At 63.6% G+C, this 24,658-nt stretch carries 23 protein-coding genes; 16 read left to right on the top strand and 7 right to left on the bottom strand.

Features of this window, described 5'->3' with window-relative positions:
* Entirely contained in the window at nucleotides 1-648 is a 648-nt protein-coding gene (gene gmk, locus AC1DIO_RS15995) for a guanylate kinase (RefSeq protein WP_476775412.1), read from the top strand.
* Nucleotides 649-657: 9 nt separating this feature from the next.
* Here the strand turns inward: gmk and rsmA are convergent, their stop codons facing one another.
* Genes rsmA through lptF form a run of 5 tightly spaced genes read right to left on the bottom strand, consistent with a single transcriptional unit; the run spans nucleotide 658 to nucleotide 7,422 of the window.
* Nucleotides 658-1,512, bottom strand: a complete 855-nt coding sequence (rsmA, locus tag AC1DIO_RS16000) for a 16S rRNA (adenine(1518)-N(6)/adenine(1519)-N(6))-dimethyltransferase RsmA (RefSeq protein ID WP_441505523.1) — start codon at nucleotides 1,510-1,512, stop codon at nucleotides 658-660.
* Nucleotides 1,509-2,525, bottom strand: a complete 1,017-nt coding sequence (pdxA, locus tag AC1DIO_RS16005) for a 4-hydroxythreonine-4-phosphate dehydrogenase PdxA (RefSeq protein ID WP_476853676.1) — start codon at nucleotides 2,523-2,525, stop codon at nucleotides 1,509-1,511. The genes rsmA and pdxA overlap by 4 nt, the downstream gene beginning before the upstream one ends.
* 49 nt (nucleotides 2,526-2,574) lie before the next feature.
* On the bottom strand, nucleotides 2,575-5,082 hold the full coding sequence (locus AC1DIO_RS16010) for an LPS-assembly protein LptD (protein WP_441491843.1): 2,508 nt from the start codon (nucleotides 5,080-5,082) through the stop codon (nucleotides 2,575-2,577).
* A gap of 58 nt (nucleotides 5,083-5,140) precedes the next feature.
* The gene (lptG, locus tag AC1DIO_RS16015; protein ID WP_476853677.1) at nucleotides 5,141-6,229 is read right to left on the bottom strand and encodes an LPS export ABC transporter permease LptG; all 1,089 of its coding nucleotides are present in this window, start codon (nucleotides 6,227-6,229) and stop codon (nucleotides 5,141-5,143) included.
* The gene (gene lptF, locus AC1DIO_RS16020; RefSeq protein WP_476853678.1) at nucleotides 6,229-7,422 is read right to left on the bottom strand and encodes an LPS export ABC transporter permease LptF; all 1,194 of its coding nucleotides are present in this window, start codon (nucleotides 7,420-7,422) and stop codon (nucleotides 6,229-6,231) included. Before lptF ends, lptG begins: the two co-directional genes overlap by 1 nt.
* 162 nt (nucleotides 7,423-7,584) lie before the next feature.
* Here lptF and AC1DIO_RS16025 point away from each other — a divergent pair, with 162 nt between their 5' ends.
* The 3 genes from AC1DIO_RS16025 to AC1DIO_RS16035 all read left to right on the top strand — a co-directional run bounded on the left by AC1DIO_RS16025 (nucleotide 7,585) and on the right by AC1DIO_RS16035 (nucleotide 9,979).
* Entirely contained in the window at nucleotides 7,585-9,078 is a 1,494-nt protein-coding gene (locus tag AC1DIO_RS16025; protein ID WP_476853708.1) for a leucyl aminopeptidase, read from the top strand.
* A gap of 47 nt (nucleotides 9,079-9,125) precedes the next feature.
* A complete protein-coding gene (locus tag AC1DIO_RS16030) occupies nucleotides 9,126-9,578 on the top strand; it encodes a DNA polymerase III subunit chi (RefSeq protein WP_441505525.1) in 453 nt (150 codons plus the stop codon).
* A gap of 134 nt (nucleotides 9,579-9,712) precedes the next feature.
* Nucleotides 9,713-9,979, top strand: a complete 267-nt coding sequence (locus tag AC1DIO_RS16035; protein ID WP_441505526.1) for a hypothetical protein — start codon at nucleotides 9,713-9,715, stop codon at nucleotides 9,977-9,979.
* A 150-nt stretch (nucleotides 9,980-10,129) separates the two neighbouring features.
* Here AC1DIO_RS16035 and AC1DIO_RS16040 read toward each other — a convergent pair whose 3' ends face one another.
* Entirely contained in the window at nucleotides 10,130-12,004 is a 1,875-nt protein-coding gene (locus tag AC1DIO_RS16040; RefSeq protein WP_476853679.1) for an ABC-F family ATP-binding cassette domain-containing protein, read from the bottom strand.
* A 165-nt stretch (nucleotides 12,005-12,169) separates the two neighbouring features.
* On the opposite strand from AC1DIO_RS16040, the gene AC1DIO_RS16045 reads away from it, so the two are divergent.
* The 5 genes from AC1DIO_RS16045 to AC1DIO_RS16065 all read left to right on the top strand — a co-directional run bounded on the left by AC1DIO_RS16045 (nucleotide 12,170) and on the right by AC1DIO_RS16065 (nucleotide 16,445).
* On the top strand, nucleotides 12,170-12,358 hold the full coding sequence (locus tag AC1DIO_RS16045; RefSeq protein ID WP_441505527.1) for a hypothetical protein: 189 nt from the start codon (nucleotides 12,170-12,172) through the stop codon (nucleotides 12,356-12,358).
* A 54-nt stretch (nucleotides 12,359-12,412) separates the two neighbouring features.
* Nucleotides 12,413-12,913 (top strand): pantetheine-phosphate adenylyltransferase, encoded by a 501-nt coding sequence (coaD, locus tag AC1DIO_RS16050; RefSeq protein ID WP_476853680.1) that lies wholly within the window; start codon nucleotides 12,413-12,415, stop codon nucleotides 12,911-12,913.
* A gap of 152 nt (nucleotides 12,914-13,065) precedes the next feature.
* A complete protein-coding gene (gene proS / locus AC1DIO_RS16055; protein WP_476853681.1) occupies nucleotides 13,066-14,397 on the top strand; it encodes a proline--tRNA ligase in 1,332 nt (443 codons plus the stop codon).
* A gap of 37 nt (nucleotides 14,398-14,434) precedes the next feature.
* Nucleotides 14,435-15,736, top strand: coding sequence for a lipoprotein-releasing ABC transporter permease subunit (locus AC1DIO_RS16060; RefSeq protein ID WP_476775410.1), 1,302 nt, complete (start codon nucleotides 14,435-14,437; stop codon nucleotides 15,734-15,736).
* 19 nt (nucleotides 15,737-15,755) lie between these two features.
* The gene (locus AC1DIO_RS16065) at nucleotides 15,756-16,445 is read left to right on the top strand and encodes an ABC transporter ATP-binding protein (protein WP_069880703.1); all 690 of its coding nucleotides are present in this window, start codon (nucleotides 15,756-15,758) and stop codon (nucleotides 16,443-16,445) included.
* 27 nt (nucleotides 16,446-16,472) lie between these two features.
* Here the strand turns inward: AC1DIO_RS16065 and AC1DIO_RS16070 are convergent, their stop codons facing one another.
* The gene (locus AC1DIO_RS16070; RefSeq protein WP_441491833.1) at nucleotides 16,473-17,447 is read right to left on the bottom strand and encodes a DMT family transporter; all 975 of its coding nucleotides are present in this window, start codon (nucleotides 17,445-17,447) and stop codon (nucleotides 16,473-16,475) included.
* Between the two features lie 407 nt (nucleotides 17,448-17,854).
* Between AC1DIO_RS16070 and dnaE the strand changes: the two genes are divergently transcribed.
* From dnaE to AC1DIO_RS16105, 7 genes are all read left to right on the top strand, one after another.
* Nucleotides 17,855-21,328, top strand: a complete 3,474-nt coding sequence (gene dnaE, locus AC1DIO_RS16075) for a DNA polymerase III subunit alpha (protein WP_476853682.1) — start codon at nucleotides 17,855-17,857, stop codon at nucleotides 21,326-21,328.
* A 17-nt stretch (nucleotides 21,329-21,345) separates the two neighbouring features.
* Entirely contained in the window at nucleotides 21,346-21,960 is a 615-nt protein-coding gene (gene pncA / locus AC1DIO_RS16080) for a bifunctional nicotinamidase/pyrazinamidase (RefSeq protein WP_441505532.1), read from the top strand.
* Between the two features lie 9 nt (nucleotides 21,961-21,969).
* Complete coding sequence (locus AC1DIO_RS16085) at nucleotides 21,970-22,662, top strand: helix-turn-helix transcriptional regulator (protein WP_441505533.1); 693 nt, start codon at nucleotides 21,970-21,972, stop codon at nucleotides 22,660-22,662.
* A 69-nt stretch (nucleotides 22,663-22,731) separates the two neighbouring features.
* Nucleotides 22,732-23,103 (top strand): VOC family protein, encoded by a 372-nt coding sequence (locus AC1DIO_RS16090; protein ID WP_441491830.1) that lies wholly within the window; start codon nucleotides 22,732-22,734, stop codon nucleotides 23,101-23,103.
* Between the two features lie 10 nt (nucleotides 23,104-23,113).
* Nucleotides 23,114-23,431 carry an EVE domain-containing protein gene (locus tag AC1DIO_RS16095; protein ID WP_441505534.1) on the top strand — a complete coding sequence of 106 codons (318 nt, stop codon included), beginning with the start codon at nucleotides 23,114-23,116 and terminating at the stop codon, nucleotides 23,429-23,431.
* A 344-nt stretch (nucleotides 23,432-23,775) separates the two neighbouring features.
* On the top strand, nucleotides 23,776-24,171 hold the full coding sequence (locus AC1DIO_RS16100) for a pore-forming ESAT-6 family protein (RefSeq protein WP_441491828.1): 396 nt from the start codon (nucleotides 23,776-23,778) through the stop codon (nucleotides 24,169-24,171).
* Between the two features lie 99 nt (nucleotides 24,172-24,270).
* A complete protein-coding gene (locus AC1DIO_RS16105) occupies nucleotides 24,271-24,597 on the top strand; it encodes an MmcQ/YjbR family DNA-binding protein (RefSeq protein WP_441491827.1) in 327 nt (108 codons plus the stop codon).
* The last annotated feature ends 61 nt before the right edge of the window (nucleotides 24,598-24,658 follow it).

The raw sequence follows: 24,658 nt of genomic DNA on the forward strand, positions 1-24,658 counted from the left end.
ATGGCCGATCTGGTGCGCCCGGCCCGTCGTGGCCTGATGTTGATCCTGTCCTCTCCCTCGGGAGCGGGCAAATCGACCCTGACGCGAACGCTGTCGCAGAAGGAAACCAATCTCGATCTATCGGTCTCGGTCACGACCCGGCTCAAGCGCCCCTCCGAGATTCATGGCGTCCATTATCACTTCATCGACCGCCCTGCCTTCGAGACGTTGCGCGAGCGCGATGATCTGCTCGAATGGGCCGAGGTCCATGGCAATGGCTACGGGACCCCGCGCAAGCCCGTCGAGGATGCGCTGAAGGCCGGCCGCGATGTGCTCTTCGACATCGACTATCAGGGCACGCAGCAGATCCTCGAAAAGGCGCGCGAGGATGTCGTCGCCATCTTCATCCTGCCGCCGTCCATGGCGGAACTGCGCTCTCGGCTCGTGCGTCGCGCCGAGGATGCGCCTGAGGTCATCGCCAAGCGACTCGACAACGCCCGCGACGAGATCGCTCGTTGGAGCGTCTACGACTACGTCATCATCAATGACGATCTCGGTGCTGCCTATGAATCGGTCCGCGCGATCCTCACCGCCGAACGCCTGAAGCGTTCGCGCGCGATTGGTATGAGTGAATTTGTCGCCGGGCTCCTCAGCGAAGCAATCGCGTAGGGTGCGCCGCTATCCGGCCTTCAGCCCAGCCAGGGCGTTGGCGAGGCGCACGAATCCTGAAACGGGCACTTCCTCTGCGCGCGCCGTTGGCGACAGGCCGGCGGCCTCGATCATCGGCTGCGGATCAGGCGTCACGGCCTTGAGGCTCTGGCGCAGCATTTTCCGGCGCTGGCCGAAAGCAGCCAGCGTGACACGCTCCAGCAATCTCTGTTCGCAGGGCTCCGGCCTCAGTCGCGGCACGAGTTGAACGATAGAGGACGTGATTTTCGGCGGCGGCACGAAAGCGGACCTGGGCACGTCGAACAGGATCTTGGTTTCGCAACGCCAGTTCGCGAGAACGGCCAGCCTGCCATAATCGGCGCGCTGCTCCGGGGTTGCAACGATGCGCTCGGCCACCTCGCGCTGGAACATCAGCGTGAGCGAGTTCCACCAGGAGGGCCAGGGTTCCTGGCTGAGCCAGCCAACGAGCAACGGCGTGCCGATATTATAGGGCAGGTTGGCGATGATCCGGGCGGGCGAGCCGCCAAGATGAGAGGAGAGGTCGACGGCAAGCGCATCGCCGTCAATCACCTCAAGCCGTCCCGGGTAATGTGCGGCGATCTCGGCCAATGCCGGCAGGCAACGTCGATCACGCTCGACCGCGATGACACGTCCAGCCCCGTTAGCGAGCAAAGCACGCGTCAGTCCACCTGGGCCAGGGCCGATCTCGACCACAGTCTCGCCATCGAGTGGCCCGGCGGCGCGGGCGATCCTGCTTGTCAGGTTGAGATCGAACAGGAAGTTCTGGCCCAGCGACTTCTGCGCCATCAGGCCGTGGCGTTCGACCACCTCGCGCAGCGGCGGCAGCGTGTCGATCTGACTCATGGCAGGCGGCTTTCGGAATGGGCCGCCATGCGGGCTGCCAGCCGCAGCGCGGCGCAAAGGCTGTCGGGGCGGGCAATGCCGCGGCCTGCAATGTCGAAGGCCGTTCCGTGATCCGGTGAGGTACGGATGAAGGGCAGGCCAAGTGTCACGTTGACGCCCTCGTCGAAGGCAATCGTCTTGATCGGGATCAGTGCCTGATCGTGATACATCGCCAGTGCCGCATCGTACCCGGCACGGGCGCGGGAATGGAACATCGTGTCGGCAGGATAAGGACCGCTTGCGTCGATTCCCAACGCCTTGAGCTGCGCGACGGCTGGCGCCACCACCGCAGCATCCTCCTCGCCCAGCGCTCCACCTTCTCCCGCATGCGGATTCAGCCCGCTCAGTGCGATCCGTGGCTGCGGAATTCCGAAGCGGGAGGCCAGTTCGCGAGCGACAATTCGCCCCGTCTCGACAATCAGATCCGTCGTCAGCAGCGATGGTACTGCACTGAGCGGCACGTGGATCGTTACCGGAACAACCGCCAKATCTTCGCACCAGAGCATCATCACGGGGTGGGGCGTCCTGCCTCCATCCGCCGCAAGATGCGCCAGATATTCCGTATGGCCGGGATGCCTGAAACCGGCGGCGTAAAGAACGCTTTTGGCAATGGGATTGGTGACCAGCGCGGCCGCATGTCCTTCGCGCACCGCGGCGACGGCGCGATCGATCGCCTCGATAGTCCCCGCAGCCGTGGCCGGATCAGGATGTCCGGATACCACGATCGCGGTCTTCTCAAGCGCAATGACGGGCAGGGCCTGTTCGAAAAGCGCCTCTGCCTCATGCCAGGCGCAGCCAACGATGGGCACATCGAGGCCCAGCCGTCGTGACAGGCTTTCCAAAAGACCGGGGTCGGCAATGCAAGCAAACGGCGGAAGAGCTGCGGGCTCCCGCAGCACCCAGGCTTTCAAGGCCAGCTCAGGGCCGATCCCTGCCGGATCACCTTGCGTGAGAGCGAGCAGTCGCGGTGACACGTTCTTCTCCACCCGCACCGGCTCGCTCGCAGTAATCCTGATTCTACCCTCAGCGAGCGGCGACGCCGTCGCCTGTCGAGCCCTGGCCCAGGTTCTGCGAGTAGCTGATCTCGCCCAAGGTGCGCAGTTCGAGCTTGAACATCACCGTCCGCGTATCCTTCGTGGCGCCGGACTGCCGGTCGGCATAGGACTGCGAATAGGAGATGTCGAACACGGTGCATTCGTCGGTGTAGTTGATGCCGAAGCTCATCGAGGCGGGCTGGAACGGGCCCGTCTTGGGATAGGTGAGTGCCGCAAGGGCTACGGGATCGAGTTGGGCTGCCACGAAGGCATCACGATACCGCTCGCGGTCGAACTTGTACTTGTCGAGGTCGAACAGGACCCCGGCGCGGACGCGCCAGTATTGCGCGATCCCGAGCGAGCCGTTCAGGCCGAGACCCTCGCGCCGCCGCGGAATGCCCAACTCGGGCTGGGGCTCATAGCGGCCATAGGTCACGGAGGTCGATACCACGCCATTGCTGTAGGTGGCGCCTGCATCGATCCGCTGCGCCTCGAACGTCGATTCGTCCAGCCGCGCCGCGCCGGACAGGAAGAAGTTCTTGAACGGCGAGATTTGCGCGCGGGTGACGAAATCGGACCGCGTCGTTTCGAGACCTGAATCCAGGCCGGTATTGACCAGGTCGGCTTGTGCGAAGGAATTGCGCCCGGCGAGATTGAAGGACTGGCCGACAAGGAAATTGGCGTAGGCCTCCTTGCCGAAACGGCCTGTGTAGAGCGCGCCGACATTCGCTCGCGTGCCACCCTCGACCCGATCATAGCCGGAGAACTTGCCGCTCCACTCGAACAGGTTGGTGTCGTCGAAGACGAGGCTTTGCGCATCTTCGTTGGCGACCCGCAAGACATTCGTCTCGTTCGGACGTGCAACGAACTGGGCGACTGGCTCGATGATATGCGTGCCCCACGAGGTCTTGGCCACGAAGGGGTAGCGGTACATCAGGCCGACCGCCGGCATGACGCGCCCGAAGACATCGTCGGATGTGTTGAAGATCGAGGAAACGTTGGCGTTGGAAAAGCCGGTCGTCGACGGATTGACCGAGAAGATATCCGCGCGAACCGACGCATACGGCGTCCAGACCTGGCCGAGCGAATCGATGAAATTGCGCCGCCAGGACACTTCCGCTGTTGCGCGCGCCACCGAACCGCCGATGCCGCGCACCAGGCACTGGTCTTTCTGGTAGACCGCGCAGCCATCATAGAGCGGGTTCGGCGTCGTGATCAGGAAGTTCTTCTGGGCCGGAATCTGCTGGAAGGCAGCGGCGTCCCGCGTGAGGCTTGTGACGTTCACATTGAACGCCAGTTCACCGCCAATGACGTCCGGCTTGTGCACCCGCTTGTTGTAGTCGAATACCGGCAGGACGAGCGGCTGCTGCTTCTGCCAATCGGACGACGTCAGGGGTTGGAAATAATAGCCACGCAGGTCGAACCAGGCATTCGGGCTCTGGCCGTTGAGATAGCCCGTAGAGATCGATTCCTGCAGGTAGGTCGTCGAGCTGATGCTCTCGCTTCGGATGCGATAGTTCTTCCAGAACCAGCGGTCCGTCGACATCGCGACGTCCCAGCCGTAGGTCCAGCGCGGATTCAAATAGAATTTGCCAGTGGTTTCCAGCGAGCCGCGGAAATCGCTGTCGCGCGCGCCGTACGGCGTCGGCTGGAACGCATCCGGCTCCGCCTGGAAGATGCCGGCTGCACGGATGTTATAGGACCCGTTGACGAGCCGGTGACGCCACTCGGCCTGGCCAAGGAATCCCTGCCGCGAGAGATAGGTTGGCGTGACTGTGAGATCGTAGTTCGGGGCGAGGTTGAAGAAATAGGGCAGGCCAACACCGAAGCCGAGCGCGCTGGTGTTGATGAAGGCCGGCGACAGGAAGCCGCTCTTGCGCTTCACCGTCGAGTCCGGGCCCGACATGTACGGGATATAGGCGATCGGAACCCCGGCGAATTCCAGCCGGGACGATTCGTAATAGATCGTCTGCTCGGACTTCTTATGGATAATCCGCGCCGAGCGGACCTGCCAGAGCGGCGGCTTTTCGGGCTTGTCCTTGCAGGGCTCGCAAGCGGTGTAGATGCCCTTCTCAAAGACGAAGGTCTCGCCGTCCGTACGTTCAGCCCGCGGAGCGGTAAACCGCGTCTTGTCCGGGTTCACGACGCGCAGCGAATCAATGAAGCCGTCGCGGAAATCGTCCGTCAGATTGAAGCGGTCGCCGGTGATGACGGTACCGTTCGATTCGGTGATCCGGGCATTGCCGCTGGCGATGACGCGCTTGCTGGCGCGGTCATAGGTGACCTTGTCGGCTTCGATCGTACGGCCCTGATAGAGAATCTGGACGTCGCCGACAGCCGAGACGCTGTTGTTCTTGTTGTCGTAGACCAACTCGCGCGCGTCGACGACCATGCGTTCCTGCGGCTTCGCCGGAGCTTGCGCGAAAGCGCTCCCTCCTGCCGTCAGGCAATAGGCCAAACTCGAGGCGAGGGCGGTCGCCGCGGCAAAACGAGCCATGCGTCTCACGCCAGAGGCCATATGCTCAATCCAAAATTAACCATAGGCACAGTACTAGTTACCCGTCTTCCTGGTGAAGGAGAGCGAGCGCCCCAAGCATCGTCCCCACAACCGCCGGCAACCACGCGGCCACCATGGGATTGACGATCCCTGATGCCCCGAGCTCTTCCGACAGCTGCGTCGCGACATAGAGCACGAACCCGGCCGCCACGCCACCTATCACCAATCTCGTAACACCACCAAATCTGAAAAATCTTAAGGAAACGGATGCCGCCACCAGGATCATGGCAACGAGCAGAAGCGGCCGCGCCTTGAGCGACTGATAGCGCAGCTCGTAGCGCGTGGAATCAAGGCCGGCCTTCTGCGTCCGTTCGATCACTGTCGGCATCGACCAGAACCCAACAGCGTCGGGCGGGGTGAAACTTTGCCGCACCTGGTCGGGCTCCAGAGTCGTCGCGAGCAGATAGGTCGTGTAGCTCTGTGGCTCTTCCGTGGCAGACACGACGCGTGCATCGGTCAATTCCCAATAGCCGCGATGCAGGATCGCTTCCCTTGCCTCCACGCGCTCGTTGAAGCCGCCATTCGCATCGAAGCTAAAGACAGCGACCTGGGAGAGGCCTGACGCGTCCGGCAAGGCTGCCGCAGCGCGAATAATCGCCTGCCCGTCGACGCTGCGCTGGCGAATCCAGATTTCCTGCGCTCCGGACGCCTGGGTACTCCTCGCGAAGAGCCTGGCTTCGAGGGCCGTCGCGCTGCGCTTCAGTTCGGCTGCGAGCGGGTTGTAGATCATGATCGAGACAAAGCCGATCACTGCTGCGACCAATGCGGCCGGCTGCAGGAATTGCCAGGCCGAGACGCCCACGGAGCGGGCCACCACGAGCTCAAGCTTCCGGCTTAGCGTCAGCAGTGCGAACATGCCACCKAACAGCACGGCAAAGGGAAAGATCTGCTCCGCCACCGCAGGCGCGCGAAACAGCGCGAGCCTGATGATTTGYGGCGTCGTCGCGAGCGGCGAATCGCCGGCACGGCGCATCAGCTCGACGAAATCGAGCGTCAGGATCAGAAAGAAGAAGGTGCTGAACACGCTGATGATGGCGCGTGTGAAGCGCTTCGTCAGGTATCGGCCGAAGGTCGAGACAAGCAGCATCAGGCGCGACGCAGGCGAGAGGGCAGGGCGGATAGCGACAGGATGATCGGCTCGAACAGCTTGTTGAGCCGCGGCCTCAGCGACGCGCCAAACATGATAAGGGCCGTAGAGCAGATGATTGTGACCAGGGGCAGAAGGTAGAGCAGGACGACTGCAAAACCCGATCTGACGCTGGCGGTCCACGCGGCGTAGGCGCCGATGCGGACCGCACCGACAATCAAAATCGCTGCCTGGATCGCGACATTGCGGCCCTGACGCGTCGTACGCGCTTCGCCGAGGGCGGCGAAGGCGACGAGCATGAACGCGATCGGGTAKAGCGGCGCCGAAAGACGATTGTGCAGTTCGGCGCGGAACCGCCCGGCCTGCAGCTTGTAATAGGCTTCATTGGGGTCCTGTCGCAGCAAGGCCCAGGTCGTGCGTTCGCGTGGCTTGTAGATCACCCTGTCGCCATTGCCTTCGCCATCGCCGCCTGTCGACTCGCCCGATAGAGCCGACAGGTTGAGCGCGTAGCGCTCGAAGGAGATGATCGAAGTCGACTCCTTGTTCTTGGCTTCGCGCTGGATGGTACCCTTCTCCAGCATCAGGAAGCTGTTGCCGTCCGATTCCACTGTCCGGCCGCGCTCGGCGATGTAGACGGAGKGTTGGCTGGGGTCGCGGCGGTCCTGCATAAAGATGCCGAGCAGCGCGTCACCCGAACGCTCGCGGTAGTGAAACGTCACTCCGGAATCGAGTGAGACGAACTGGCCTTCCTTCACGACATTGGCGACGAAATCGGCCCTGATCAGCGTGATCAGGTCCCGCAACGCCCGGAACCCCGACGGCATGACCGAAATCGCCATCCAGCCGACAAGGAGGGAGGTCGCCAGCGTCAGCACGATGAACGGGCGGGTCAGCCGGTAGGGCGCGACTCCGGCCGCATTCATGACGATCAACTCCGAATCGCCGTTCAGCCGGTTCAGCGTGTAGAGCGTCGACATGAACAGCGCGACCGGTGCGATGCCCGCGATCAGCGCCGGCAACGAAAGCAGTGTCACCGTGAAGAAGATGTAGATGGTCTGGCCCTTGCCGGTGATCAGGTCGACCTCACGCAGGGCCTGCGTCACCCAGATCACGCTGGTCAGCCCGATCAGAAGTACGATCGCTGCGACCGCGGCGATCTTCAGGATGTAGCGGTCGAGACGGAGAAGACGCACGCGTTAGCTTCCGGTGAAACCGAGGGCAGTTCGAGGCTCCCCTTGGACGGTTCGCCAAACACTCCCTATGGTATAGCCACGATCATKGCGCAAACGGGAATCGTTCGCATCATGTTCACGACCTTCCTGAAGAGCCCTATTCCCGCCAATTGTGAGCAGCTTATGTCGCAGCGCCTGAAGCTTGAGGTCAAAGCCCTGAACACCATCGGCGGGCAGGACCTCGTCATTTTCGTGTCGGACAAGCTGACCCCGGCGAAGCTTGCCGAGGATTGGCTCGGAGAGGGCGCTMATGCACTGCTCGCCAGGGCTGCGGCAGCCGACAAGTTCAAGGGCAAGGTGTTTTCCGGGATGACGTTGCTGGCGCCGGACGGGGCCGGGTATGAGCGGCTGGTCGTCATCGGGGTCGGACCTGATGCAGATCACGATAAGCTCGATTTCGCCAAGCTTGGCGGGGCTGTTGCGGGCAAGCTTGGCAGTGGCCGCTCGGCCGATGTGATCATCGCTCTGCCTGACGTTGAAATCAGTGCCGAGCAAGCAGCCGCGGTCGCTCTCGGGTTGCGGCTCCGGGCCTATGTCTTCGACCGTTACAAAACCAAGACCCGCGAAGCCGACGATGCCGATCCGATCACCGTGACGCTGCGCACCCCCGACCCTGCCGCTCTCAAGAAGGCCCTCAAGGCCTGCGAAGCTGTCGCCGGCGGCGTCGAGATTGCTCGCGATCTCGTGAACGAGCCGCCGAATGTGCTCTATCCCGAAGAATTCGCCGAACGCGCCGCCAAACTTGAGAAGCTTGGTGTCGAGGTCGAGATTCTCGATGAGAAGCAACTCAAGAAGATCGGCATGCGGGCCTTGCTTGGCGTTGGCCAGGGGTCGCGCCGGGAGAGCCGCGTCGTCGTCATGCGCTGGAATGGCGCCAAACCCGGAGTTCGGCCCGTCGCCTTCGTCGGCAAGGGCGTCACGTTCGACACTGGCGGCATCTCGCTGAAGCCGGGCGCCGGGATGGAGGACATGAAGGGGGACATGGCCGGAGCCGCCTGCGTCACCGGACTGATGCATGCGCTCGCAGCGCGCAAGGCCAAGGTCAATGCGATTGGCGTGATTGGGCTGGTCGAGAACATGCCGGATGGCAACGCCCAACGCCCCGGTGACATCGTCACCTCGCTTTCAGGGCAGACCATCGAGATCATCAATACCGACGCAGAGGGGCGGCTCGTCCTCGCCGATGTGCTCTGGTACACGCAGGACAAGTACAAGCCGCGCTTCATGATCAACCTGGCAACCCTGACAGGAGCGATTTTGGTAGCGCTCGCGCAGGAGAATGCCGGGCTGTTCTCGAATGATGACGAGTTGTGCGAGCGACTGGCAGTCGCTGGCAAGGCCACCGGCGAAACCGTCTGGCGCATGCCGCTTGGCGCAGCCTACGACAAGATGATCGATTCAAAGTTCGCGGACATGAAGAACTCGGCCGGGCGTTATGGCGGTTCGATCACTGCTGCGCAGTTCCTGCAGCGGCATGTCAATGAAACGCCCTGGGCGCATCTCGACATCGCCGGCACCGGCATGGGCTCGCCAAACAGCGAGACCAATCGCTCCTGGGGCTCGGGCTGGGGCGTGCGCCTCCTCGACCGGCTCGTCGCGAATCATTACGAGTCCTGATTCACTCGAAACATTGTTTCGCAATGCTCTGATAAGAAAGGGCTTTCATGACGGAAGTCCTGTTCTTCCATCTTCAGTCGCGTCCGCTGGAGCAGGTTCTCCCGACCATCCTCGATCGGGCGCTGTCGCGCGGCCAGAAGGTGGTCATCGAGGTCTCCAGTTCCGAGCGGGCGAGCGTGCTGGACGATCATCTGTGGACCTACGCGGATGACAGCTTCCTGCCGCATGTCATGGCGAGCGAGCCGGATGCACCGACCAATCCGGTCGTGCTGACGACACAGGCCCATAATCCCAACGCGGCCCAGGTTAGAATCTGCGCTGACGGCATCCGTATTCCCGACGCATTGCAGGACTACGAGCGCGTCGTCCTCATCTTCGACGGCGACGACCCCGACGCGCTTGCGGCTGCGCGCGAGGATTGGAAGGCAGTTCGCGCCACAGGCGCGACGGCCAGCTACTGGCAGCAGGACGAAACCGGTCGCTGGGAGAAAAAAGCGTGAGAGTGCCTGTTCTGTTCGTGTGCGCTGTGGCTCTGGGCGGATGTTCCGTCGATATTGGCGGTTTCTCCTTCACTCAGGATTCCAGCGGTACGCGAACCAGCAGCGCTTCAGCCCGCGCATCCACTCAGGAAGCCATGCTGACCGCCGATGGCGGTTGCGAGGCGGAGGTTTCGCTCGATCCGTCGACGCGTCCACTGCCAAGGGAGATCGCGCTGGGCGTGACCGAATGCGAACTCGTGAAATTGAAGGGGGGCCGGCCGACCGATGTCCTCATCGGTGAGAGCGGCAAGGGCCAGCGCGAGGTGCAGGTGCTCTATTCCGAGCCCGGCGGCCGCGAGATCTATATGTTCACCGACAACCGCCTCAGCCGAATCGTAAAGCCGGGACAAGGGGAGGGCTGAAGCATCGGCCCGAACAGTGGATTGCGGTGTTCGAGCAAGCCGATTCCACCACAGGAGCTTAGATCATCGGACCGGATACGCKATCCGATCGGATGATCTACGCATCGGACGATAGTTCGGATTTCGCCCGAGCCTATCGTCTGGGCCGCTTCAGGCGTTCTCGAGTTCCTCGCTCAGTCCGAGCCATTCTTCCTCCGCGGCCGTCAGTGCCTCCGACAATTCCGCACGCTGGCGCGAGAGCTGCAGGGCTTTTTCCGGATCGCGGGCGAATGCTGCACCGTTGCCTAGCACGCCATCGACCTTCTCGATCAATCCGGTCAGCTTGGCGATCCGTGCCTCGGCCAGGTTGAGCTTCTGACGCAGCGGCCCTTGGGCCACACGCTTGACGGCTGCGCCCTTGCGTTCTTCGGCCTTGCTGTTGGTATTCGCCGTCTCTGCGGGCTTCTCGCGACGGGCTGCCTTGGCGCCTCCGAGGACGAAGGCGCGATAATCCTCCATGTCGCCGTCAAAATTCTTCACCGTGCCGTCGCCGACGAGCCAGAGCCGGTCAGCGCAGGCTTCGATCAGGAAGCGGTCGTGGCTGACCAGGATGACAGCGCCGGGATAGTCGTTGATAGCCTTGACCAAGGCGGTGCGACTGTCGATGTCGAGATGGTTCGTCGGTTCGTCCAGGATGAGCAGATGCGGGCCACCGAAGGCCGCGATTCCGAGCATCAGCCGCGCCTTTTCGCCGCCGGACAGGTTCTTGACCGGTGTATCCGCCTTGCTGGCGGGAAAGCCGATCTGAGCCGCTTTCGAGCGCACCTTGGCTTCCGGCGCATCAGGCATCAGGTCGCGCAGATGCGCGACCGGCGTTTCCTCCATCCGCAGCTCGTCGAGCTGATGMTGGGCGAAATAGGCGGTCTGAAGCTTCGACGAACGTCGCAGATCGCCTGACAGGGGTGGGAGCCGCCCGCCGATCAGCTTGCAGAAGGTCGATTTGCCGTTGCCGTTCGAGCCAAGCAGCGCAATCCGATCGTCCGGCAGCAAAGTGAGGTCGAGCCGCGACAGCACCTTGCGCTCGCCATAGCCGGCGCTGACATCATCCAGCACCACCATGGGTGGCGAGAGCGGCCGCTCCGGCCCCGGAAGGCTGAATGGCTGCACGTCACGGTCGACGATGGTCGCGATCGATTCCATCTTCTCCAGCCGCTTGACGCGCGATTGCGCCTGGCGCGCCTTCGAGGCCTTGGCCTTGAAGCGATCGACGAAGGCCTGGAGATGCTTACGCTCGGCGTCCTGCTTCTCGCGCTGCTTCGCGAGCAGCATCTGCTTCTCGGCACGCTGGCGTTCGAACGAGGAATAGCCGCCGCGATAGATGGTGAGTTTGCCCTGATCGAGATGCAGGATGTGATCGACACAGGTGTCGAGCAGTTCGCGGTCGTGGCTCACCACCAGGACGGTGTGCGGATAGCGCTCCAGATAGTCGTAGAGCCAGAGCGTGCCTTCGAGATCGAGATAATTGGTCGGCTCGTCGAGCAGCAGCAGATCCGGTTCGGCGAAGAGCACGGCAGCGAGAGCAACGCGCATGCGCCAGCCGCCCGAATAATCGGAGCAGGGGCGTTGCTGCGCGGCCTCATCGAAGCCGAGCCCGTGCAGGACGGTCGCTGCCCGGGCCGGGGCGGCATGCGCGCCGATATCGGCGAGCCGGGTCTCGATCTCGGCGATGCGCAGCGGGTCGGTCGCGGTTTCGGCTTCCTTCATCAGGGCCGCGCGCTCGGTGTCGGCTGCGAGCACGACCTCGATCAACGATTCCGGGCCACCGGGGGCTTCTTGGGCGACGCCACCGATCCGCATGCCCCTCGGCACGCTGACCGAACCGCCCTCAGGCGAGAGATCGCCGGTAATGATCCGGAAGAGCGTGGTCTTGCCGGTGCCGTTGCGACCGACGAGGCCGACGCGTGATCCGTCCGGCAGGGCCGCACTGGCCCGGTCCAGGAGCAGCCGTTCGCCGAGCCTGTAGGTGATATCGTTGAGCGTGAGCATGGCGCGGATTTAGGGCCTGGAGCCATGGCAAGCAATGGTTAACGCTGCGGGCTAACGCGATCGAAAGACCAATCATGTTTTTGACATGAAGCAGCCACGGCTCCGCCGGAGCTGCCCTTCAGCCATGGGATTGCGTCTATATCCATGATTCGCAAAGAGAAACCGATGCATCTCAGCCCCCGGCATATGGTTCAGCGGCGCTTCTCCACGACCGCAGCTGCCCTGGCGATCGTCTCTCTGATCCTGGGCAGCGCCGGTGCGCTGAGCGCGCTTCTGGTCGATCGTCGCACCGAGCCGTCCGTGACCTGGCAGTCCGTGCCGCAGCAGGATGCCGGGACGACGTCGTTCAGATAGAGCCGGTTCGCTGCCGCGCTTGCCGCAAGGATGCCCCGAGGGTAACGCTGTCCCATGAGCAGAACCGCTTTCTATCCTGGATCCTTCGACCCGATCACCAATGGCCATGCCGATGTGATCGCTGGTGCTTGCCGGCTATGCGACAGGCTGGTGCTCGCTATTGGGGTCCACCCGGGCAAKGCCCCGATCTTCTCGGCAGACGAGCGCGCTCATCTGCTGCGGGAGGTTGCAAGCCCGATTGCTGCTGCTGCCAAAGTCGCGATCGAAGTCGTGACCTTCGACTATCTCGCCGTTCAGGCGGCCAGGGAGGCAGGTGCGACGATCATGATTCGCGGCCTGCGTGACGCCACCGATTTCGACTACGAAATGCAGCTTTCCGGCATGAACCAGGCCATGGTGCCCGAGTTGCAGACCGTGTTTCTGCCGGCTTCCGCGAGGACGCGCCACATCACTTCGACGCTTGTGCGGCAGATCGCCTCCATGGGGGGCGATGTCTCGGCTTTCGTGCCATCCGCGGTCAGCGGCCAACTCAAGGCGAAGTTCCCGAAGCGCTGACCTAGCGATAGTCGAGAGCCGAGCCGATCGTTTGGCATCTTCCTCCGTATTCTGCGGATTTGCGTTTGCATTTTGCCGGCGGCGATGGTGTCTCTGGGACAACATGACTCGCTGCGCGCTGAGCCGCGTACTGCCCTCGAACGAGTTTTCCGATGCGCCTTTCCCGCTATTTCCTGCCGATCCTGCGTGAYACGCCCAAGGAAGCCGAGATCGTCTCGCATCGCTTGATGCTGCGCGCCGGTATGATCCGCCAGCAATCGGCAGGAATCTACTCGTGGCTGCCACTCGGCCTGCGGGTGCTCAACAAGATCAACGCGGTGGTGCGCGAGGAGCAGAATCGTTCGGGCGCTATCGAGGTTCTGATGCCGACCATTCAGTCGGCCGATCTCTGGCGCGAGAGCGGGCGGTATGACGCCTATGGCAAGGAGATGCTGCGCATCAAGGACCGGCACGACCGCGACATGCTGTACGGGCCGACCAACGAGGAGATGATCACCGACATCTTCCGGTCCTATGTGAAGTCCTACAAGGACCTGCCCCTCAATCTCTACCATATTCAGTGGAAGTTCCGGGATGAGGTCAGGCCGCGCTTTGGCGTGATGCGTGGGCGCGAATTCCTGATGAAGGACGCCTATTCCTTCGATCTCGACCAGGCCGGCGCGCGGCACGCCTATAACCGCATGTTCACCGCCTATCTCAGGACCTTCGCCCGGCTCGGGCTGAAGGCAATCCCGATGCGTGCCGATACGGGCCCGATCGGTGGCGACCTCAGCCACGAGTTCATCGTCCTCGCTTCCACCGGCGAGAGCGAGGTATTCTGCCACAAGGACTATCTCAGCTTCGAGACGCCGAAGGTCKACACCGACTTCGATAGCGTCGACGGATTGCAGGCCATCGTCGACAAATGGACGAGCCTCTACGCTGCGACCGAGGAGATGCACGACAAGGCGGCATTCGACGCGGTTCCCGCCGGCCAGCAACTGTCGGCGCGCGGTATCGAGGTCGGGCATATCTTCTATTTCGGCACGAAGTATTCCGAGCCGATGGGCGCGACGGTGACCGGGCCGGACGGGCAGCAGGTGCCGGTGCATATGGGCTCTTATGGCATCGGCCCGAGCCGTCTCGTCGCAGCGTTGATCGAGGCCGGTCACGACGATGCCGGCATCGTCTGGCCGGACGAGATCGCACCGTTCGACATCGCGGTGCTGAACCTGAAGATCGGTGACGCAGCGACCGACGGCGCCTGCGAGCAACTCTACAGAGCGCTCTCCGCCAAGGGCTATGACACGCTCTATGATGATACAGACGGTCGGCCAGGCGCCAAGTTCGCGACGGCAGACCTGATCGGCGTACCGTGGCAGGTCATCGTCGGGCCTAAGGGCCTGGCTGAGGGCAAGGTGGAAATCAAACGCCGCGCCGGCGGAGAGCGCGAACTCGTCTCGCTCGCGGCTGCGCTGGAACGCTTCCCGGGCCGCTCGGCTTGAGTGGGAGCGGCATGATCGCGGAGCGGAGCAGGCGCCGATGAACGTGGCGGTGGAGTCGATGTCGACCGAAGCAGAGCAGCCCACCGGCACACGCCCCTTTGCGGGTTTCGAATGGCTGCTGGCCGGGCGCTACCTGCGCACGCGTCGGCGCGAAGGCTTTGTTTCGGTCATCGCGGGCTTCTCGTTCCTCGGCATTTTGCTCGGGGTCGCCACGCTGATCATCGTGATGTCGGTGATGAACGGCTTCCGGAAGGAACTCCTGGAGAAGATCGTCGGCGTCAACGGCCACATCTTTGCGACGCCGATTGATCGCCCGCTCGATGACTACGAAGCGGTCGCGGCACGGCTGCGGCAGGTTCCCGGCATCAAGCTCGCAATCCCCTTGGTGGAAGGCCAGGCGCTTGCTTCGTCGCAATACGCCAATGGCGGCGTGCTGGTGCGCGGCATTTCCGAGGCGGATCTGAAGTCGATCCCCTTCATCGGCAACAATATCAAGCGCGGTACGCTCGATGGTTTCGACGCCGCCGCCGGCGTCGCCATTGGCAGTCGGCTTGCCGCGGCGCTCTCGCTGACCGCTGGCGACACGATCACGCTCGTTTCTCCGAAGGGAGCCTCGACCCCGTTCGGAACCGCTCCGCGCATCAAGGCCTATCCGATCCAGGCGGTATTCGAGATAGGCATGACCGAGTTCGATTCCTCGTTTGTCTTCATGCCGCTGGCAGAAGCGCAGGCCTATTTCAACCGCGATGGCGATGTGAACGTCATCGAGGTCTTCATCGACAATCCGGATCGGACCCAGGTCGTGCGCGATGCGATCGAGGCCGACGCGCCACGGCCGCTTGTGCTGTCCGATTGGCGGCAGCGCAACCGTACCTTCTTCAACGCGCTCGAGGTCGAGCGGAACGTCATGTTCATCATTCTCACCCTGATCGTGCTGGTGGCGGCGCTGAACATCGTCTCGGGCCTGATCATGCTGGTGAAGGACAAGACCGAGGACATCGCGATCATGCGCACCATGGGCGCGTCTCGCGGCACTGTGCTGCGCGTCTTCCTGATCACGGGGGCGGCCATCGGCGTGTTCGGTACATTGGCAGGGCTAGGCCTCGGCGTTCTCTTCGCCAACAACATCAAGTCGATCATGGCCACCCTGAATTGGATCACCGGGGCCAATCTCTGGGATCCGACAGTACGCTTCCTGAGCGACATTCCCTCCGTGATCGACTGGCGGGAAGTGGCGAGTGTCGTCGGGATGGCGTTGGCCCTATCGCTGCTGGCGACGCTGTATCCGGCCTGGAAGGCCGCGCGGCTGGACCCGGTCCAAGCCCTGCGGATGGGTTGAGGCAGAAGAACCCGTGGCCATGCAACGCGAAACACCGGCGCTCTTCCTCTCCCAGATCGAGCGCTATTACCCACAGACCGATGCTCCGCTCGAGATCCTGCGCAAGGCGGATTTCGCACTGTGGCCGGGCGAGCTTGTCGCGCTTGTTGCACCGAGCGGTACCGGCAAATCGACGCTCCTCCATGTCGCCGGCCTGCTCGAGAAACCCGATAGCGGCGAGGTCTTCGTCGGCGGAATCGCGACCAGCAAGCTGGACGACAAGGGCCGCACCCGGCTGCGCCGCACCGAGATCGGTTTTGTCTACCAGTTCCACCATCTGCTGCCTGAATTCACGGCGCTCGAGAACGTCATGCTGCCGCAGCGCATTCGCGGCCTGCGGAAGCGGGAAGCCGAGGAGCGGGCKACTGAACTGCTCGCCTTTCTCGGGCTCGGCGAGCGGCTCGACCATCTTCCGGGCGAGCTTTCCGGTGGCGAGCAGCAGCGCGTCGCGATTGGGCGTGCGGTCGCCAATGCGCCCCGTCTGCTCCTCGCGGACGAGCCGACCGGCAATCTCGACCCTCACACCTCGCTGCATGTCTTCAACACGCTGGTCGCCTTGGCCCGGGCTTCGGGTCTCGCGGCCCTGATCGCGACCCATAATCTCGACCTCGCCCGGCGGATGGACCGGCAGGTGACGATTCGGGACGGGCTGGTCGTTCCGCTGCGTTAGCGCGGGCACGGCTTCTCCCGTTGCGCACTACCGGGCGCGCCCGCGCTTTCCGCGAGCTGGCGCCACGACGGCAAGGCCGGCAATCACGATCACGAGAATGCCGATCCAGGTCGCGGTCGATGGCAGATCGTCGAACATCGCGTAACCCAGCGCGGTCGCGCCAAGCAGTTCGAGATAGACGAGCGGCGACAGCGTCGAKACCGGCGCCATTCTGAAGGCGCTGATCGTGAGCAGGTTGCTGACGGCCGAAAGCAGTCCCATCAGGAGGATCAGCAGAATCTCCTCGCGATTGGGCACCGTCCACTGGAACAGGACGATAGGCGTCAGCAACAGGATGCCGAAGACGAGCTGGATGGTCAGTGCCGACAGCGGTGTGCTGCCCTGGGCGGTCGCTCGGGTCATCACAAGGTAGCACGCCATCAGTCCGCCCGACGCCAGCGCGATCAGCGTGCCGGAACTGCCGTCAGCGCCCGGTCTCACGATCAGCATGGCTCCGATGAAGCCTAGAATGACGGCCGCCAGCTTTCGGCGATCAAGCCGCTCGCGCAGGACAATCATGGCCAGCAGGGTCGCGATGATCGGCGCGATGAAGTAGGCACCCAGAGCGTCGGCAAGCGGAATGCGCGCGATTGCGGTGAAATAGAGCGTCATCGCGCCAACGAGGAAGGCGGTGCGCAGAAGCTGCGGCAGGATCTGGTTGCGGCCAATCAGCGGCGCCGGCGCGCGCGCCTGCACATACAGCACGACAGGCAGTACGAAGCCGAGCGCCGCGACATAACGAGCCCAGCTTAGAAAGGCCGGGGAATGCGCTCCGCTGAGATACTTGCCGATCGCATCCGCGCCCGGGATGAACAGCATCGATATGGCCATCAGGACGATGCCCAGCGCGGGGCTACGCGTGCTGCCGGAGGCTGACGCGCGCTCGTCCTGCTGGTTCGCCTCGGCGGGTTCTGAGCGGAGATTGGCGACGGAAGCGCCGGAGGCATCTGAACTTTGGTCCATGCGGCTCTCTAGCAGATTCCGCGGCGCCGACAGCCGTGGACGAGCCTGAATGCGCCGACGGGAAAGCGTACGCGACCTACGYCGAAGGGTTAATCGCCTTCCACCACCATCAAGGGGTTATTAACCTCCATCCAGACGTCCAGAATGGAACTAACGCTGCGCGATTGACGAGAACAAAACAGGAATTATGATGGACATATAGCGAACATCTGGAGGTCAAGATGGTTTTAGCACGTAAGCTGGTCGTCGGAATGGTGGAGCTTGCCTCGCTCGGCCTCTTCCTTGGGATGATCTGGCTCTGGGCGGCGCTGCTCGCCGCTCCTAGCGTCTGAGCCATCCACAGCCGGGCGGAAAGCCTCTCGACTGGACCGGTCGGCCCGCTCCATAAGGGCGGACGAGGTGACCCGATGAGTCGTGAGCAGGGCCGGTCCCGCATTCTGTCCGAGGTGGGTTTCGTCCATCTCCACGTTCATTCGAGCTATTCCCTGCTCGAAGGGGCCATGACGGTCAGCACGCTGGCCAAGCTAGCCACTGCGGACGGCCAGCCCGCTTTGGCCCTGACCGACAGCAACAATCTCTTCGGCGCACTCGAATTCTCCGAGAAGCTCGCTGGTGGCGGCATCCAGCCCATCGTGGGCGTCCAGCTCTCGGTCGATTTCGCCGACGAGGTGGATAGCGGCCGCCGGCCCGTTCAGGCGCAGGCCGTGCCGCACATCGTGCTGCTTGCCATGTCCGAGGCGGGCTACGGCAATCTGATGAAACTCGTCACCGAAGCGTGTCTCGCAAGCGGCGGCGCCGGGCAGCCGATTTCGTCGCTCGAGAAACTGACGGCACATCATGACGGCGTGATCGCGTTGACCGGCGGGCCGGGCGGCCCGATCGACAGTGCGCTGCGTGCCGGGCAGGTAGCCCAGGCTGGCGCTCGCCTGGCAAAGCTCGCCGAAATCTTCGGCGACAGGCTCTATGTCGAGATCCAGCGCCATGGCCGTGATGGCGAGGCTGCCGTCGAGGCGCATCTGCTCAGGCTCGCCTATGATTCCGAACTCGCCATCGTCGCGACCAACGAGCCCTTCTTTGCCAAGGCCGGGGATTTCGAGGCGCATGATGCGCTGCTTGCGGTAGCCGAAGGGCGGCTGGTCTCCGACGGCGAGCGCCGGCGCGTGACGCCAGGGCATTTCTTCGTCACCCGGTCCGAGATGAAGCGCCGCTTCGCCGATCTGCCGGAGGCGCTGGCCGCGACCGTCGAGATCGCGATGCGCTGCACCTGGCGCGTCACGACACGCAAGCCGATCCTGCCGCGTTTCGGCGAGGAGGGGCGCGACGAGGCAGAGGAGCTCGAGGTCCAGGCGCGCGCCGGTCTGGCGGCTCGGCTGTCCAAGCACGGCCCGGCTTCGGGCTATACTGTCGGTGAATACGAGTCGCGGCTTGATTTCGAGCTTTCGATCATCAACCGCATGAAGTTCCCGGGCTACTTTCTCATCGTCTCGGACTTCATCAAATGGGCGAAGGACCAGGGCATCCCGGTCGGGCCGGGACGCGGCTCCGGCGCGGGTTCGCTCGTTGCCTATGCGCTGACCATCACGGACGTCGATCCGCTCCGCTTCGGCCTGCTTTTCGAGCGCTTCCTCAATCCCGACCGCGTCTCGATGCCGGACTTCGACATCGACTTCTGCCAGAACCGACGCGAAGAGGTGATCGACTACGTCAAGCGGCGCTATGGTGAGGAGCGCGTTGCGCAGATCATCACCTTCGGCACGCTGCTGGCGCGTGGTGTGCTGCGCGACGTCGGCCGCGTGCTGGAAATGCCCTATGGCCAGGTCGACAAGCTGACCAAGCTGGTGCCGCAGAACCCGGCGAAGCCGATCTCGCTGCCGGAGGCGATCGCTGGCGAGCCGAAGCTGCAGGCGGCTGCGGACGAAGAGCCGGTTGTGGCCCGCCTGCTCGAAATTGCCCAGAAACTGGAAGGGCTTCACCGCCACGCTTCGACCCACGCCGCAGGCGTGGTGATCGGCGATCGACCGCTCGAGCAACTCGTCGCGCTCTCGGTCGATCCGCGTACCGGTATGCGCGTGACCCAGTTCAACATGAAATGGGTCGAGCAGGCCGGCCTGGTGAAGTTCGACTTCCTCGGCCTCAAGACGCTGACGACGCTGACGACCGCCGTCACGCTGATTGCCCAGCGCGACATCMAGATCGACCTCGCCAAGCTGCCTTTCGACGATCCGAAGAGTTACGAGATGCTGGCGCGCGGCGAGACGGTCGGCGTGTTCCAGGTTGAATCGGCGGGCATGCGCAAGGCCCTGGTCGAGATGAAGGCCGACCGGATCGAGGACCTGATCGCGCTCGTCGCCCTCTACCGGCCGGGTCCGATGGACAACATCCCGACCTATTGCCGCCGCAAGCTCGGCTTGGAGGATCCCACCTATCTCCATCCGAAGCTGGAACCGATCCTGGCCGAAACGCATGGCATCATCGTCTACCAGGAACAGGTGATGCAGGTGGCTCAGGCGCTCTCGGGCTATTCGCTCGGTGAGGCCGATCTGCTGCGTCGCGCCATGGGTAAGAAGATCAAGGCGGAGATGGACGCTCAGCGCGACCGCTTCGTGAAGGGCGCCGTCGAAGGCGGCATGACGAAGAGCATCGCCTCCGAGATCTTCGACCTGCTCGCGAAATTCGCCGACTACGGCTTCAACAAGAGCCATGCCGCCGCCTATGCCGTCGTCGCGTTCCAGACCGCCTATCTCAAGGCGAACTTCCCAGTCGAGTTCCTCGCCGCGTCGATGACGCTCGACATGGGCAACACCGACAAGCTCTCGGAATTCCGGCGCGATGCCGAGCGCCTCGGCATCACGGTCGAGCCGCCGTCGATCAACCGCTCGGGCGTCGAGTTCGACGTGGCCGATGGCGCGATCCGCTACGCGCTCGGCGCGATCAAGGGGGTGGGGCGCACGGCGGTCGAATCCGTCGTCGTGGCGCGTAATTCGGACGGGCCGTTCCGCGATCTCGCCGATTTTGCGCGCCGCATCGACACCAAGCTCGTCAATCGCCGCACGATCGAGGCCCTGATCGCCGCTGGTGCGCTCGATCCGCTGGAGAAGGACCGTGCACGTGCCATGGCGGCGATCGACGGCATGCTGGCGCTCTCCAACCGCACGCGCGAGGCGGCTGCCGGTGGCCAGTCCGAGCTCTTTGGTGGGGGCTCCGTCGCGGAAGCCTTTCGCATCCCGCCGACCGAGCCGTGGGCGCCGGCAGAGCGGCTGCGGCGCGAACATGACGCTGTCGGCTTCTTCCTGTCGGGGCATCCGCTCGACGATTACGAACATGTGTTGAAGCGGCTGCGCGTTCAGCGCTTTGCCGATTTTGCCAAGACGGTCAGGGCAAACGGAACCTCCGTCGCCAAAGTTGCGGTCTCGGTCATCGACAAGTCGGAGCGGCGCACCAAATCCGGCAACAAGATGGGCATCGTCAACCTGTCAGACCCCAGCGGGCAGTTCGAGGCGATCCTGTTCTCGGAAGGACTGCAGCGTTACCGCGATCTGCTGGAGCCGGGCCGGGCGCTGGTGTTGCGCCTCAGCGCGGTACTCGATGGCGAGGATGTGCGACCACGCATCGAGGATGTCGAGGTGCTCGATGATCTGGCCGCTCGCCAGAAACAGGATCTGCTGGTCTACTTGCGCGACGACAGGGCACTGGGCAGCATTGCGGAGCGCATTCGCCCGCGCGAAGGCGCCCGCGCCGAGGGCAAGGTTGCGGTGATCATGATCCTCGATGACGGCGCGCAGGAGGTCGAGATCGAGTTGCCGGGCCGCTACCCGGTCAACCAGCAGATTGCCAACGCGGTACGGGCGGCGCCGGGAGTGGTCAGCGTCGAATTGCGCTGAGAGGCGGAGAGGGCAGCATGACAGCGCTGATTGTCGTCGATGTGCAGAACGATTTCTGCCCGGGCGGCCGTCTCGCCGTTACTGGCGGAGACGAGATCATCCCTCTGGTCAACGCGCTCGGTCTCCGCTTTGAAACGGTGGTCCTGACCCAGGACTGGCATCCGGCGGGGCACTCCTCCTTTGCCTCGCACCATCCTGGCAGGAAGCATTTTGAGAGTGTGGCGATGGCCTATGGCGAGCAGGTGCTTTGGCCTGATCACTGTGTCCAGGGCACGCGAGGCGCGGAGTTTCATCCAGGCCTCGACCTGCCGCATGCCCAAGCCATCATCCGCAAGGGCTATCGATCCGGGATCGACAGCTACTCCGGCTTCTTCGAGGCCGACCGTGTGACACCCACAGGATTGGGGGGCTATCTCAAGGAGCGCGGCATCTCGCGAGTCGCCATTGTCGGGCTCGCGACGGATTTCTGCGTCAACTGGACGGCGCAGGATGCTGCCCGGAGCGGGCTGGAGACCTTTGTTGTCGAGGAGGCCTGCCGCGCCATTGATCTCAATGGCTCGCTGGCCAAGGCCTGGTCCGACATGTCGGCGCTGGGGGTGAGGCGCTTCGCCCCGCAGGAGTTACCAATGTGACGCAGGCAGATGTCGCGCTCGCAACGCCTGCTTGATCTGATCCAGCTGCTGCGGCGCCATCGTCGCCCGGTCTCCGGCCGGCGGCTCGCCGACGAGCTCCGTGTCAGCATACGCACCCTCTACCGCGACATCGTCACCTTGCAGGCGCAAGGCGCGCCGATCGAGGGGGAGCCGGGACTGGGCTATGTTCTCAAGCCGGGTTTCATGCTGCCGCCGCTGATGTTCTCCGAGGACGAGATCGAAGCACTGGTGCTCGGCTCGCGCTGGGTTTCCGACCGGGCTGATGGCCGCCTTGCCCTGGCTGCGCGCGATGCGCTGGCCAAGATCCTCGCCGTCCTGCCGGGGGATCTGCGCGATGATGCCGAGGCGTCCGCCCTGTTGGTCGGCCCCGGTGCCGCGATCATGGCGGAGAGCTTCGATCTCTCGGCCATCCGCAAGGCGATCCGTTCAGAGCGCAAGCTCTCGATCCTCTACCGGGATGGTGCCGGGCAGGCGAGCGAGAGGGTCGTCTGGCCGTTCGCCTTGAGCTTTTTCGACCATGTCCGCGTCGTCGTCGCCTGGTGCGAACTGCGGCAGGATTTCCGGCATTTCCGCACCGACCGCATCTCGCAGGTTCAGCCGCTCGATATCCGCTATCCGCGCCGGCGCCAGGGCTTGCTGAAGGAGTGGCGCGAGCGGGAGGGAGTTCCGCCGCCATCGTGAGCGACACTGCCGGAAATTGGCAGCATCTGCATCTAGGATCTCCTCATCGCCCAACCGGAGACACGACCGATGCAGAACGCCAGTTTCGTCATCCTTTACGTCGACAGCCCGACTGCTAGCTGCCGGTTCTATCGTGCGCTGCTCGGAGCCGAACCGGTTGAAGCCTCTCCGACCTTTGCATTGTTTGCGCTGAAGTCGGGCATCATGCTCGGGCTCTGGTCGCGCCATACGGTCGAGCCGGGAGCGGAAGCGGCCGGTGGCGGCGGAGAACTGGGCATGCCTGTCGGTCACGCCGATCAGGTCGATGCGATCCATAAGGAGTGGAAGGAACGCGGCATCACCATCCTTCAGGAGCCGGTCGATCTCGATTTCGGCCGCACCTTTGTCGCGACCGACCCGGATGGCCATCGCCTGCGTGTTTTCTCTCCGACCGAAGCCTGAGGAGGCGAGCATGACCGGCTATTGGATCGCCGTCGCTTCAGCCGAGCATGTCCGGCTAGGGGTGGCCGGAGGCTTCATGCAGGTTTGCCATGGCAAGACCGGGCCCTTGCGTCGGATTCGAGCCGGTGATGGCGTCGCCTGCTACTCGCCGACTGAAACCTTCGGTGGCGGGGAGAGGCTGCAGGCCTTCACCGCGATCGGCCGAGTCTGCGGCGATGAGCCCTATCCCGCCGATATGGGGGGCGGCTTCGACCGTCCCGGCGCGATGTCGCCTGGCTTGCCGCATCCGAGGCATCGATCAAGCCACTGCTCGACAGGCTGGAATTGACATCCGGGCGGCTGAACTGGGGCTATCTGTTTCGCTTCGGGCTGGTCGCCGTCAGCGCTCATGACTTCACTCTGATCGCTCAGGCTATGTCTGCTCGCGAGTCGGAAACCCTGACAGCTGCGTGACGCCTGGCGCCCGAGCGGCGCCGTCGCAAGGCGGGCGGCTGTCCGGATCCTTGCCAAAAGGGGACGATCGGGAATGCTGCGCTGCGGGGCGACCTCCGGTTGAGTGTACCCTGCCATGACAGTCGCGCGATTGTCTTGACCTGCCCGCAAGGTTAGTCACGACCCTGGGGAAGCGGGGTACGCGTCGATCCGATCTTCATTGCTTGAGGGAAAGCCGTTATGTCGTTTCTTTTGAAGCCCTTTTGCGCAGTTGGCGCACTGGTTTCCGTTCTCTCTGCCGGTCCGGCCTTGGCGCAGAGCCAGGCCGACCAGCTCGCTGTCGTCTATCAATCGGGCCGCAATCAGCTTGGGATCCTGACCTACTGCAACGAGAAGGGTCACATCGGAGCTGATGTGGTCGAGATCCAGAAGAAGATGCTCGGCCTGATCCCGGCTCCTGCCGACAAGAGCGGCGGGGATGCCGCCGAAGCGCAGGGCAAGAAGGGGACGATCGCCATGATGGGCGTCACTCAGGACATCGAGGCCATAGCCAAGGCCCAGAATGCATCGGCCGCGACCTACTGCAAGCAGATTGGCGATGTGGTGAAGCAAGCGGGCGCAGCCCTGCCCAAATAGCCATCCGGGGTCGCGCTCTCGGGTTATGGTCGCCGGTCATGATGAGGCCGGCGAATCCGGCTTCCGGCTGAATTCGTTCTGGCTTGGGAGGTGAGGACGATGCCGACGGGAGATGATCTGCGCCGTCTGGCGCTGGCTCTGGACGGCACGGTCGAGGCTCCGCACTTCGACCGGGTCGCCTTCAAGGTCTCGCGAATCTACGTCACTCTCGCTCCTGACGGTTGCAGCGCGAATTTCGGCTTCTCGCCCGAGGAGCAGGAATTCAGGTGCATGATGGCGCCGGATGCCTTCAGCCCGGTGCCAAATGCCTGGGGCAAGCGGGGTTGGACGACAGCCGATCTCTCCAGGCTGGGCCTGGCTGAACTTGCCGGAGCGCTCGAGGCGGCATGGGCGCATGGCGCGCAAAAGAAGCCACGGCGCCGATGACCTGGTGAGGTGCGAGCCTTGCGTTGCCACGCTTTCCCGTGTAAGGCGCAGGCCATCCCAC

This window comes from Allobosea sp. 05T439 (assembly GCF_056396005.1).